We start from the raw sequence: 12,061 nt of genomic DNA on the forward strand, positions 1-12,061 counted from the left end.
CTGCGGCTGCGGTTCCGGCTGCGGATCAGAATTTGAATTCGAGTCTATAAAGTCGCTTATTTGATCACCGATTTCGCCTAATTTCTCCCGAATTTCTGTCCCAAAGGGTTTTGTCATATTATCCATAACAATGTCGTCAACTGTGTTTGCAGCGCCATCCAAACCGAAGAACGGTATTTTTTTGAGCTTGTCAGTAACTGCGTTTAATATAGGCGCGACCCCTTTTACAACTAAAAATCCTGCTAATGATCCGATCAAGGCATTTTCCCATGACCATTCCCCAGTTAGTACTCTTTCGTAAACAAGGTTCTCTAGTCCAGCATAACCGACTAAAAAAGCTACTGTCTTTGAAGTGATTTTTGCCATGCTGAATACCGGACTCAATATAGCACCCGAAATTCCGCCAAATGCCACATCAATTAGAAACCCTTTCAAACTCCAGTCCTCTGGCGGGGTTAAACCTAAATAAGTGGCACCGCTAAACCCGGCTCCAATTGCAGCTGATTTTCCCATTAAGCGTAAGAATGCCATCAATCCATTAGGTGCAAGCTTAGATGCAATTGAAGCCCCAACAGCCTTTATGGCTGCCCATCCGGCTCCAATTTTAGAAGCAACAAAGGCGCCTGCACCTTTTATCGATGTCCAAACTGCTCCTACTCTTGTCATTATATTTCTTTTAATAAGTGCTGCACCAAGAGAACCGTACAATCTCGCTTTTACTAACCCATCCAATATAAAGACGCGTGAAGCAGCGAATGCTCGTATGGCATGACCTCTGAGCGCTCCGCCTATCGTTGCAAAAAGACCTGAAGTAACTCCTGCATACAGACCTAATCCTGCTAATCCACCTAAGAAGGAGGATCCTAAGGAACCCCAGAAGTTGAAGTCATCTCCTGACATCAACCAGTAAATCCCTCCACCGATAAGAGAACCCGCGCCAACTATGGCTAGGATTCCCCAGCCGACTGGCGTACCGACCAATAGGAGTCCACCAATGATGACACCCGTTGAAATGACTGCACCGACAACGACTTGCACCCATTCGTGATCCCAAACCCATTCAAAGAAGTTCCCTATATCTGTCAGGCGATCCCCGAGCCAATCGGTTGTTGAATCCCATGCATCCCCGGCCCATCCTTTAAATTCATCCCATTTGTCGGAAGACCAATCCTTGAAATTATCCCACTGATCGAGGGCATAATCTTTGGCGTCACCGCCCCACTCTTTTAAATCATCTAACAGTTTTTCAAACCAATTACGCGAGTCCCCTGTATCTTCAGAGTCATTGTTGCCTTCCCCTTCATATTCCGTATCTACAAACGAAGGAGAGTCATACTCAATATCAGAGACGTTGGCAATGGCTAGCTTTGAATAGTCAAATAGAAAGAAAGTCAAAAAGACTGTAAAGATGACCCCTATTTTCAGCTTGCCCCTCAAAACTTTCACGCCCTTTCGGAACTACCGTGACTCGAATTCCCTTTTTTCTTCAAATAAAATGAGTAATTACCCTGAAGGCGATTAAACAAATGAGAATGACAAACGCACCCTGAAAGTTTTGTTTAGTGATCCGCTCTTCTTTTTTTCTTGTTGCCATTATGCTTGCCATCAGTATAAAACAAGCAGCTAATAGCGTTCCTACCCCAACCGGTCTGATGATGACAGGCAAAATCGGAATCATCCGATCCGTTTCGTCTAAATAAAAATAGGATGCAATAACAATTGCAGCAATTGTAAAAAACATGATCGTCAACCATCTTGCGGTTGAAAACTTCATTTATTCCTCACCTACACAATCTTTTAAAATACTAACTTGTTTGCCAATTAAGAGCAGTTAATCTTCACACCTTTTGGCGAGCCGATTTGTACGGCTGCCGACGCGCTAATTCCACTGACCGACGAATCTGGAATTGTTATATACTTGCCATCCCGTTCCGTTTTCGCATAGATCTTGAACTCATCCGCCAGGAACTGGTAGTCAACCAGTCGGTCGTTTTGATTTAACTCCGTGAAAGAAACAGCCTCTTGCCGCGATGTCAATAGATGATCACGGACTGCTTTGCAGGCCATATCACTTATTTGCGGATCTTTGAACAAAAATAGAAGTGCCGGCGTCCCTTCCACTTCCCCTGACCCGTCCCAAATATAGCTTCTAATATCACCTGGCATCGTTTTCCCCTTGCTGCTTTCAATTGAGCTAATGTACTCATCAAAAACTTCCTCAATCGTCCGTGTATCTCCATCTTCCTCATCATCTTCACCCGCTGCTTCAAAAGCTTCCCTAATGGCTTCCCAAGCATCCGCCAAACTTTCCAGCTCTTCTTCCACTTTTCCCTGCAGCACTTCACTCATATAATCCGATGAGCTCCTTGCTCCAGCAAGTGCTGCTGCATCGGCACCTGTTTGGCTCACTCTTTTACTAATGAATACATTTGAGAAGTCAAAGAAGAGATAACAAATGAAGATGGACACAAAAAGCATACCGATAATAACAAGCATCAGTCCATCTCCACGTTCATTCTTCAAATAACCTTTCAGTTCTTTCATTGTCATTCCCTCTTTTTCTCCATTGGCATGACGGCGTCCGCAGTGAATTCAAATTTCATGCTTTCTATCCAAGGCAGACTGATAATGGGAGCTTTAGCTTTTACTTGGACGGTAGCTGTCTCTTCTCCAGGTCCCCCTGTTACTTCCACATCGAGACCGTACGCTGAGTTTCTTGCAATTTCTGCCCATCCCTCATCATGTGCGGATGCGGCCCTTGCGCCATCACGCGCCGCCGCTTCTGCAACGACAACCGAATAGGAAATCAAACCGACCTGCCAAATTATAAGCATAGAGAGTAAAACTAAGGGGAACAGCCCTAAAAACTGCAGGGCTTGCGTTCCCCTTTCATTGTTAACATAGGAAACCCAACGAGTTATCACTTTCATCACCCCATGTCCACTTATCAGGAACCAGCACCGATTCCTTGAATCATCTCTTCTAATTTCGAAACGATTGTCGCACCGATATCAGAACTTCCAACTCCCATTGCAATGGCAGACATGATTGCGATAACGACGAGACCTAGTGCGACCCACTCCAACGCTTGTGCCCCTTTTTCATTTTTCACATACGTCAAATACTTCTCATTCACATTCCACCAGATTTTCTTCATCATTTTCCTTACCTCCATGAGTTTTGTATTTTATTATTTAAAAAACGCATCCAAACCAAAAGCTTCAGGATTGTAGATGATATTCAACACGATTAATCCCATAATGAAGCCAAATACAGCTGGCGCGATAAAGAACGTTGTGACAAGTGTTACTTGAGGATTCGCTTTGGCCGCTTTTTCTTTCGCTTTGAAACCGCGCGTCATACGCAGATCTTCCGCCTGCAACTTGAATGTCCTTGCCACTGCAACTCCAAGAGCAGAACCTTGTATGAGGGCATTCACCAACGTATGCAGTTCCTTCGAGGAATTGCGATCGATCAGGTTTAAATAAGCCGTTTTCCTTTGTACCCCCAATTCGATTTCCTTATTGAACCGATCGATTTCTTCACTGAGCGGTCCATCGAATTGATTCGTCACATGGATGAGTGCACCGTCTAGGCTCACACCTGCCTGCAACGTGACGCTGACCGTATCAAGGAAATCGGGCATCATCATGCTTATTGCTTCTTGACGCCGTTTTGCCGATAAATAAAGCCACGCTGACGGACCCATTACCCCTAATAATATGGAAAGAAGAAGGACGGGAAGAGCGAACGGCATGCCTAAAAATGTATAAATGCTTCCAAAACCTAAGCCAAACAGAATGAGGACGAACCGAAAGCCGAAGAAAGATTCTAAAGTCATTCCCAACGGTCTTCCCGCTTCCTTAAGCCATTTCTCATGCTTCGCTGCATTCAGGAATAGCGGATATTTCATACCGACCGGCCCTGCTTTTGTTCCCCATCTGACTAACGGATTTAATATCCGATCACGCAGCGTTGATTTCTTCTTTTTCCCTTTTCGATATCCTTGGGCATTCAGCAAGTTTTCTTTTTTGGCGATATATAAGTAAAAGTAAACAAAGCTAATGAATAAGAAAATTAGTATCAAAGTAAACATCAACATGGCGAAAAAACCGATAATTTGCATACACTACACCCTTATATCCGTAATTCTTCTAATCAAGACGAAACCGCATAGAACAATTGCTGTAAAAATAACGAACAAGATAAGTCCAAACGGGGTAAAGAGGACATTGAGAAATCCTTTTATAAACAAATTCATCATAAGGGCCATCAGGAACGGCATAATGACGAGAATATATGCAATCGATCGGCTTTCCGCCGTAACTGTAGAAATCTCCTTATGGACGCGGCTCCGCTCCTCAAGCGTTTCGGCCATGTTCGATAAAACTTGGGACAGATTGCCACCGACCTTTTGCTGGATGAGTATCGTACTGACAAAAATGGATACATCATTGCTCGGTACACGTTCACGGAATTCGTTGAACACTTTTTCGAGACTGTCGCCCAATTTCAAGCGTTGGTTGAATCGTTGAAATTCAGGTCCGTTAGGCGCCTTAACGGAATGCGCGACCATTTCAATCGCCTGCGGAATCGTTTGTCCTGCTTTAATCCCATTGGACATCGTCCGGCAGATTTCCGGTAATTGATTATTAAATGATTCGGTCCGTTTATTCTTCCGGGTACTGAGAAAAGCTTTCGAGCCACCCATTACAATCAAGTAAGCAATTAGAATGGCCATCATGAAGTAGAGACCGAGTACAAATTTATTGATAAAAGTAAGTAATGCAATTAGCAATATATAGATTCCCATATACTCCGAAGGCATGAGGGTGAGGTTCGCTTGCTTCAATTTGTTATGCAGGTCTTGGGAAAGCTCTGAACGATCGAAAAGGCCGCCTAGAAAGAGGACGACACTTTTCCTCTCCTTTTCAAGCTCTACATCGAACCAGTCATCCACCCTTTTTTTAGCATTTTTCTGCCCTTTGCTTTTGGCTAAATAATAGATGGAAATGCAGAACGTAAACAGGGTCAACGTTAATAAAGGCAGTGTCCAACTCATACGTACATACCTTCCTTAAAGACATTTTCATCAAAAGGAATACCGAAGCTTTTAATGCGTTCGAACATATTCGGGGTATAACCTGTTGAACGGAAAGTGCCTTCAATTCTTCCATCTGGTAAAGTAGCTGTCCTGTTGAATGTGAAAATATCCTGCACTTTAATGTTGCCGTCTTCCTCAACCAGTTCCGAAATATTGACGATTCTTCGCCTTCCATCTGTGAACCTTGAAGTTTGGACGATCAAATCCAATGCTCCGACAAAGTAACCTCTAATAACATCGACTGTCAGTGGTAAGCCCGACATGATCACCATCGCTTCAAGTCTCCCTAACGCATCTTTCGGAGTATTCGCATGCACTGTCGTCAAAGATCCTTCATGCCCGGTGTTCATCGCTTGAAGCATATCAATCGCTTCCGATCCCCTCACCTCTCCGACGATAATCCGATCCGGGCGCATCCGAAGTGCGTTTCGTACTAAATGACGAATCTTCACTTCCCCGGTCCCTTCCATATTTGGAGGGCGCGCCTCTAGGCGGACAAGGTTTTCATATGAAAAACGGAGTTCGGCCATATCTTCGATTGTTACAATTCTCTCACCTGGAGGAATGGAGTCGGACAGTACATTCAGAAGGGTTGTCTTTCCACTTCCGGTCCCGCCCGAAACAAGGATATTCGCTTTCGCCATGACGGCCGCTTTCAGAAATGACCCCATCTCTTCAGAGAAGCTATCAAACGCCATCAAGTCATCGAGTGTATAAGGATCTTTCTTGAACTTTCGGATGGATATGGAAGGGCCATCCAAACTGATTGGGGGAATAATTGCGTTAACACGGCTGCCGTCCAAAAGCCGCGCATCCACCATCGGAGAGCTTTCGTCAATCCTTCTGCCGAGCGGCGCAATGATTCGATCGATAATGTGTCGAATGTGCTCTTCGTTGTTAAAACGAACAGAAGACTTCTCCAACTTTCCGTTTTTCTCGATGAACACCTCCGACGGGCCATTTACCATTATTTCCGTAATACCGTCATCCTTCAGCAGCTCCTCAAGAGGACCGTAGCCGACGGATTCATTGATCAATTGCTGAATAATTTCTTCTATCTGATCGCTTGGGATAATTACTTTTTCTTCATTGATCATTTGCAAAATGAGTCTTTCAATCGTTTGTTTACGCTCTGTCGGCTGAAGAACGATGATGCTCTCCAAGTTAGCTTCTTTTATTAATCGGCCTTTATAATGCCGGACCCATATATCAACCTGAGATTGGGATACAGACCAGTTTTGGTCCTGCTTTTTTACTGTTGCCTTTTCAATCCATGACATGTTTATCACTCCTTCGATTTTGTGACAAAGGAATCTATGTATTTCTTCATGTCCCGGGCTGCCTTGGAATCTCCCTTATGCTTCCTGCTTCTAAAAAAGCCAGTGCCCATATTGATGTTGGGCTGCATTCCGTAGTAATCATCCGTAAATGTAGCGTCAACTTTCTTTCCGATAATTTTTTCGATATCCGATGATGTCATTTCACTTTTAGGGTGAACTTTATTCAACATTAATGTTTTGGATATGCCGTTGCCGATGGAAAAACGATTGAATAATTCATTAGCATATTTATAGGATCGTAATCCAAGGCTATCCGGCGTTAATATATAATGTAGGTTCGTTGCTGTATTCAAAGCGGTGAACGTAATGGAATTCATCGCTGATGGAAGGTCAATAATGACATGATCGAAATGCATTCGGCCAACCCTAATCAGCTTCGAAATCAATTCATCAGTAATTTCTTCGGTCTTTTCCGGATCAGAAGGACTGGAAATGACAAAGACGCCCGTTTCGGGATGCTCGTTTGCAATGTTTTGCAAATGCCGTAATTCCATTTCATTCACAACGGGAAGCAAATCGTAATATGTGCGCTGAGGTTGAATCGAAAAGAGCGTATCAGTCACCCCATATTGGGCGTTCAAGTCTACGAGAAGCACTTTTTTCGACTGATGGACACTTAAGGACTGGCTCATCATCGCAGCCAATACCGTACATCCGCTTCCACCTTTCGCACTGTAAAAAACATGCACTTCGCCAGTGCCGAACCCCATATCTGTTTCTCGTTGAATTTTATACTGACGGACGACATCTTGGATTAGACTTTCAACCCTTGCCTCCTCTGCAGGAAACACGATAATATCCTTCGCCCCGTTCACTAACCATTCTCTTGATCTACCGAAGTCTTCCGTCCTCGTCAAACCGACCACTACACTTTTCCCCGAGATTTTCGGTCCCACTTGTTCAAGTGGGATTTCATCTACGTCAATGAAATACAAATTGTAGTTTTGCTGCCCTGTCAGTTTCCGAGTGTCCTGCGTAATGGTCATATTCAATTCATTTATTTTCGCATGCTCCGAAAACCACGCTTGCCATTCATCATCGCCTGTCAGTAAAAGTGAATTCACTTGGAACATCCGCTTCTAACCTTCTTTCACCCATGATCATTCGTCTTTATCTTTTTCGACCTTTTTCTTTTCATCCTTGCTTTTTTCGACCTCAACATCTGTTACAGTTTTCTTTTTCTCTTCATCCTTTTCAACAGGCTTTTCCTCTACAATCGGGTTCGATTTTTCATTGGATATCGCTTCATCCCCGACTTGATTCACACGGAGAACCCGGATCTGCTTCGCAAAGTTTTGATAATGAATCAATTGCTCAGCTTCTGAAATCGGCAAGGAAATTTTGATGCTTTCAGTGTTTTCGATGCCTTTTTCGATTTGAACAACTTTTACGTTAGAGAGTAACCTCTTTGTTTCGACATTTTTTTCTATTTCCCTCGAGACGATTACATCTACAAGGTCGCCTTCTGCTACTTGCTGGTCGATCAGGACGATATCGGTTGCGTTCAACCATACGACCCTTTCATTTGCGGGGATATCTAATTTTTTTCGTACAAGGCTTTTCGTCAAAATATCACCCGACTCCAAGTTCACGATGGAAATGACATCCTCCAAATCTTTAGCGTCCGTAATGAAGGAACTGTACGCATTGGTCCTCGGGAATTTCACCCATTCAATATCTTCAGGATTGATTTCCGTGTAAGATTCTACATTCGTTCCGACCGAAGCCACTTCGACCATTTCACCTAATCTATCTTGCGCCTGGCTAATTTGCACAAGCACGACACCTGCAGTCACAATCGCTAATATGAAGGAAATTGTTAAAAATACAATGGCTTTTCTTTTCGAATCAATCATCAATCGCCCACTCCAATTATCAATCTATTTATCATCTGATCTTTCCGGGAGTGGAAAGATGGAAAGATAGCTTACCGAATTCGGCATAGCCCATTTATGTAAAGGCTCATAACTGACATTCGCGTTAGTTGGAAGATCTATATTCCCGACTGCAACATATTCAGCATCCGGATCGAGTTTGACTAGGTTATTTATCAAAATATCCGGAGACGGTGCTTTATGCATTTTTCCTGAAGAGGAATCTTGGAGATAAAAGTTCTTCTCCTTTGATTTCCTCCCTATTTTGTAATAAGAGGAATTTCCAATCTTGCTTCTTCCACTAATAATGAAGCCATTTGGGGGAGGCAATGAAGATGACAAGGCATATCCTTCCTCTAACAGTTTCAGCAAATAGTAAGCATACGCCCGATGCTTAGCGCCATCCACTAGTTGGAGGACGGTTTCAGGTAAATACCAATTTCGCACACGTTTTAATAATTGTGCATCCGTCGTATTACCGTCAAAAATATAAAGTACTTTTTGATGCTTTTTTAGATATACACCCATTTCTTCCACTTCTGTTTCAAGGGTTCGTTTAAGGAGTGGCAAGCTTGATTTGATGCGGTTATTCTCTTTTTTTGATAGGAACTCCTTCATGTCTCGGCCCTTTTTTAGTTTCATTTCCCTTATGCTGGCAGAAATTTCAGGAGGGATGGGAATCCCCAATGTTTGATCCAGTAGAACATGCACTATCCATCACTCCTCATTTAGGGCTTCAAATAGTTCCAGACGTGTGTTATTAATTAACTCTAGCTTTTCTTTCCTAATTGTTTCACCGTACTTTTTCATCGTTTCACGGCGTTCATCTATTAAATCTGACACGGCGAACTGTGTTTCGTTATCGATCTTGTTCGTGTTACGCAGTCTGTTTACCGCCATTCGTAAATTACTGTTTTCAGTTGCGGCAAAATCACTGAAAGTTGAAGACAGTTTGTTCACTTGATCATTCAGTTGGATCGTTCGGTTATTAATATCGTTTCCGTGAACAACCTTTTGACTTAATTCACGAACGACTGCATTTGCTTCAGCCAGCATTGATTGGAATGTCTTTTGAAAGTCGACTTTCGATTTAACGTTGGCATACTTTCCATTGCCTTCTTCTGCCACTTTCTTCAATTGCTTCTGTCCGTCGCTATCCACGTTGAAGCCAAGGACGTTCACTTCGACCTCAAGATCGGACGTTGCCAATATCTTCGCTTCCTCCACTGGATCGCCGCCACATGTTTCCACTCCATCGCTAACTACAAAAATCATATTTTGCGTCGTATCGGAGGCCTTCATCTTCAAGTCTTCCCCGCCGGCTTTTATAGCAGCAGCAAGGGGCGTCCATCCAGCAGCGTCAAATTGGGACAATGCATTATTGAAGCTATCCTCTTCATACAAATCAGGACTGTAGAAAAGTTCGTTGCTTGCACACGACATCGCTTTATCGGCAGAAGACCCTGTCCCTTCATGTCCATACACTCGGATCGAAACAACCGCGTCTTCCGGCAGCCCGGCGCCGAAGCGTTTAACAGCATCTTTCGCAAGAGCCATCATCTGCTCTCCGCCTACATACGCCTTCATACTTCCACTGGCGTCAATCAAAACTGAAATATTCAGTTGCTTCATTTCCTTCTTATCTATTCCGTATTCTCCATAATCCGGTTCGAAGTTAATGAACGGATCATGGACACTTGAATAATCCATTGCATACCATTCAACAATTCCGTTAAATAGTTCTTCGGTAGTCAACTTGTCCACAGGGAGATCATCCATTGCGGCAAAGTCGTCATCTGTTAACTTTCCATTTGCCTCCGTTTGAATCTCTTTCATCTTTTCCCCGGCTCCTAATGACAGAATGTCGTCTGCTTCAGAAGGTGCTGGGGAGAAGGTCGGAACATCGTCCGTCTCTTCAGTTGCAATCTCTTCGTTTTCCTGTGGATCTAGTTCTTCTGCAGATCCTTCAATATCCTTTAAGGCTTTTTCGCCATTGCTGCATCCTGCAACTACTAGAAACAAGGCAGCCATTGTAGTTAATACTAGCTTTTTCATGGTGAACAAACCTCCAAAAACTCCAATCTACAAGGTTCATAGATTGTTCATATGTATGTATATAATTACCATTGCGTTTTTCAGTTGTCAAAAAGCTAGTTAGCATTCGGTCTATTGAGCAGGATAATTAGCATTAGGTATAAAGACTCTCACACCGATGTACAGAACCAATTCAAGTTATTTCTTGAGTGTACCCAAACCAGAAAACATGAGTAAATTCACAACAATAAAGGACAAGTCTCCACAAGTTAGGTCTTTATATTCTTTTTTTCAAACAGCAGCCTGAATACCTTGAACCAAGACTGTTAAGTATCTAATCATTTAGTAATGCAAAGAGCCCTCCTTGCAAAAAAATCCCTCATCGACATTTTTCGTGTCAATGAGGGCTCCTTAATACAAAATCTTCATAATCACCAGGAAAACACCTGTGAGGAAGAGTGCAACATGTCCTATGCAAATTTTCGGGAAGAGCTTTTTATTCAAATCGTCTTCCGACATTTCTAGTGGGTTGGGTGTTGCGCATGATTTGCAGAATATTTTCAAGCCGATTACCCTTTCAATGCCTCTTGAACAGCTTCCGGATTAAATCCTAATATCCATTTGCCGTTCAATTTTGTTTGAGGGACGCCCATTTGACCCGTTTCCTCGACAAGCTTTTTCTTTTCTTCTTCAGTCGTTAGAAGCACTTCTTCAAATTCGATATTTTGTTCTGTTAAGTAGTTTTTCATCATTGTGCAATAAGGGCATGTAGTCGTTGAATAGACCGTAGCAACATTTGTCATAAGTATCTCTCCTTTTTTTCTAAATTCCTACTTTATTATACAATAGGTAGGAGATGTAAAATAGGCTGAACTTTTTAAGGATAGGCTATTGTGGATTGTAACTATTAAATGAAGGCGGGGTTTAATTATGAAGGTAATTCCAATTGGTATTTGGGGTGGCTATCCGAAAGCGAATGGGGCCACTTCCTCTTTTTTAATTGAACAAGACGGGTTTCATTGTCTTGTCGACTGTGGCAGTGGTGTCCTTGCTTCATTGCAAAACTATATTCCGTTGGAGAAACTGGATGCCGTCGTGATTAGTCATTATCACGCGGATCACATTGCGGATGTCGGGAGCTTGCAATATAGCAGGCTTATTAATTATTATCTTGGCAATCCGACTCCCCCGTTGCCAATATATGGCCATAATCGTGATGAAGTAAAATTCGCTGAGCTGTCCTATAAAGAGCAGACGGTCGGAATTCCCATCGAGAAATCCGATGTCGTGAGGATCGGCCCTTTTGAAGTGACCTTTTGCGAAACGACGCATCCGGTTTATTGCTTAGCAATGAAATTCACAGCGGAAGGCCGTTCGGTTACGTTGACTGCTGATACGGAATGGCGGGATGAACTAGTTGGATTTGCGGACGGAACAGATTTGTTAATAAGCGAGGCGAATTTGTACGAAGAGCATCTCGGCAAATCACCGGGACATATGGCGGGAAGCGAAGCAGGCAAGTTGGCGCAAATGGCAGGGACAAAGAAGTTATTGCTGACTCATTTGCCGTTGCATGGCGATCCAGCCAACATTTTAGCTGCTGCTAAAGGTGTTTATAATGGATATGCGGAATTGGCTATGGTTGGGAAGGTGTATGAAGTTTGATGAAGTGATAGTTATGCGGGAGTTCGGAATGACGTTCTTCTTGG

The 12,061-nt window shown here is 43.1% G+C and carries 14 protein-coding genes; 1 reads left to right on the forward strand and 13 read right to left on the reverse strand.

Going from position 1 to position 12,061, the window contains the following annotated elements; all coding sequences use genetic code 11:
• The 13 genes from SLU01_RS07395 to SLU01_RS07455 form a co-directional block, all read right to left on the reverse strand.
• Positions 1–1,437: hypothetical protein (locus tag SLU01_RS07395; protein WP_218029696.1), on the reverse strand; the 1,437-nt coding region annotated here is incomplete at its 3' end.
• Positions 1,438–1,486: 49 nt separating this feature from the next.
• Positions 1,487–1,774, reverse strand: a complete 288-nt coding sequence (locus tag SLU01_RS07400) for a hypothetical protein (protein ID WP_147056857.1) — start codon at positions 1,772–1,774, stop codon at positions 1,487–1,489.
• Between the two features lie 47 nt (positions 1,775–1,821).
• Positions 1,822–2,544 (reverse strand): pilus assembly protein TadG-related protein, encoded by a 723-nt coding sequence (locus SLU01_RS07405; protein ID WP_170232630.1) that lies wholly within the window; start codon positions 2,542–2,544, stop codon positions 1,822–1,824.
• A gap of 2 nt (positions 2,545–2,546) precedes the next feature.
• Positions 2,547–2,930 carry a TadE/TadG family type IV pilus assembly protein gene (locus SLU01_RS07410; protein ID WP_246110915.1) on the reverse strand — a complete coding sequence of 128 codons (384 nt, stop codon included), beginning with the start codon at positions 2,928–2,930 and terminating at the stop codon, positions 2,547–2,549.
• 17 nt (positions 2,931–2,947) lie between these two features.
• Positions 2,948–3,160, reverse strand: coding sequence for a hypothetical protein (locus SLU01_RS07415; protein WP_147056862.1), 213 nt, complete (start codon positions 3,158–3,160; stop codon positions 2,948–2,950).
• A gap of 30 nt (positions 3,161–3,190) precedes the next feature.
• The gene (locus SLU01_RS07420; RefSeq protein ID WP_147056865.1) at positions 3,191–4,126 is read right to left on the reverse strand and encodes a type II secretion system F family protein; all 936 of its coding nucleotides are present in this window, start codon (positions 4,124–4,126) and stop codon (positions 3,191–3,193) included.
• Between the two features lie 3 nt (positions 4,127–4,129).
• Positions 4,130–5,062, reverse strand: a complete 933-nt coding sequence (locus tag SLU01_RS07425; protein WP_147056867.1) for a type II secretion system F family protein — start codon at positions 5,060–5,062, stop codon at positions 4,130–4,132.
• Positions 5,059–6,384 carry a TadA family conjugal transfer-associated ATPase gene (locus SLU01_RS07430; protein ID WP_147056869.1) on the reverse strand — a complete coding sequence of 442 codons (1,326 nt, stop codon included), beginning with the start codon at positions 6,382–6,384 and terminating at the stop codon, positions 5,059–5,061. Before SLU01_RS07430 ends, SLU01_RS07425 begins: the two co-directional genes overlap by 4 nt.
• A gap of 5 nt (positions 6,385–6,389) precedes the next feature.
• A complete protein-coding gene (locus SLU01_RS07435; protein ID WP_147056871.1) occupies positions 6,390–7,517 on the reverse strand; it encodes a CpaE/TadZ family protein in 1,128 nt (375 codons plus the stop codon).
• A 27-nt stretch (positions 7,518–7,544) separates the two neighbouring features.
• Complete coding sequence (locus tag SLU01_RS07440; protein ID WP_147056873.1) at positions 7,545–8,300, reverse strand: CpaB family protein; 756 nt, start codon at positions 8,298–8,300, stop codon at positions 7,545–7,547.
• Positions 8,301–8,324: 24 nt separating this feature from the next.
• Positions 8,325–9,029, reverse strand: coding sequence for a hypothetical protein (locus SLU01_RS07445; protein ID WP_147056875.1), 705 nt, complete (start codon positions 9,027–9,029; stop codon positions 8,325–8,327).
• Positions 9,030–9,035: 6 nt separating this feature from the next.
• Entirely contained in the window at positions 9,036–10,373 is a 1,338-nt protein-coding gene (locus SLU01_RS07450) for a vWA domain-containing protein (protein ID WP_147056877.1), read from the reverse strand.
• A gap of 548 nt (positions 10,374–10,921) precedes the next feature.
• Positions 10,922–11,155 carry a glutaredoxin family protein gene (locus SLU01_RS07455; RefSeq protein ID WP_147056879.1) on the reverse strand — a complete coding sequence of 78 codons (234 nt, stop codon included), beginning with the start codon at positions 11,153–11,155 and terminating at the stop codon, positions 10,922–10,924.
• A 127-nt stretch (positions 11,156–11,282) separates the two neighbouring features.
• On the opposite strand from SLU01_RS07455, the gene SLU01_RS07460 reads away from it, so the two are divergent.
• A complete protein-coding gene (locus tag SLU01_RS07460; RefSeq protein ID WP_147056882.1) occupies positions 11,283–12,017 on the forward strand; it encodes an MBL fold metallo-hydrolase in 735 nt (244 codons plus the stop codon).
• Positions 12,018–12,061: the final 44 nt, after the last annotated feature.

This window comes from Sporosarcina luteola, from assembly GCF_007991495.1.
Classification (GTDB): domain Bacteria; phylum Bacillota; class Bacilli; order Bacillales_A; family Planococcaceae; genus Sporosarcina; species Sporosarcina luteola.

Excerpts from the sequence above, each read along its gene's own strand:
- SLU01_RS07405 (WP_170232630.1), bottom strand. The coding sequence starts at position 2,544 with ATGAAAGAACTGAAAGGTTATTTGAAGAATGAACGTGGAGATGGACTG.
- SLU01_RS07460 (WP_147056882.1), top strand. The coding sequence starts at position 11,283 with ATGAAGGTAATTCCAATTGGTATTTGGGGTGGCTATCCGAAAGCGAAT.
- SLU01_RS07430 (WP_147056869.1), bottom strand. The coding sequence starts at position 6,384 with ATGTCATGGATTGAAAAGGCAACAGTAAAAAAGCAGGACCAAAACTGG.
- SLU01_RS07410 (WP_246110915.1), bottom strand. The coding sequence starts at position 2,930 with ATGAAAGTGATAACTCGTTGGGTTTCCTATGTTAACAATGAAAGGGGA.
- SLU01_RS07400 (WP_147056857.1), bottom strand. The coding sequence starts at position 1,774 with ATGAAGTTTTCAACCGCAAGATGGTTGACGATCATGTTTTTTACAATT.
- SLU01_RS07420 (WP_147056865.1), bottom strand. The coding sequence starts at position 4,126 with ATGCAAATTATCGGTTTTTTCGCCATGTTGATGTTTACTTTGATACTA.
- SLU01_RS07440 (WP_147056873.1), bottom strand. The coding sequence starts at position 8,300 with ATGATTGATTCGAAAAGAAAAGCCATTGTATTTTTAACAATTTCCTTC.
- SLU01_RS07425 (WP_147056867.1), bottom strand. The coding sequence starts at position 5,062 with ATGAGTTGGACACTGCCTTTATTAACGTTGACCCTGTTTACGTTCTGC.
- SLU01_RS07455 (WP_147056879.1), bottom strand. The coding sequence starts at position 11,155 with ATGACAAATGTTGCTACGGTCTATTCAACGACTACATGCCCTTATTGC.
- SLU01_RS07435 (WP_147056871.1), bottom strand. The coding sequence starts at position 7,517 with ATGTTCCAAGTGAATTCACTTTTACTGACAGGCGATGATGAATGGCAA.
- SLU01_RS07450 (WP_147056877.1), bottom strand. The coding sequence starts at position 10,373 with ATGAAAAAGCTAGTATTAACTACAATGGCTGCCTTGTTTCTAGTAGTT.
- SLU01_RS07415 (WP_147056862.1), bottom strand. The coding sequence starts at position 3,160 with ATGATGAAGAAAATCTGGTGGAATGTGAATGAGAAGTATTTGACGTAT.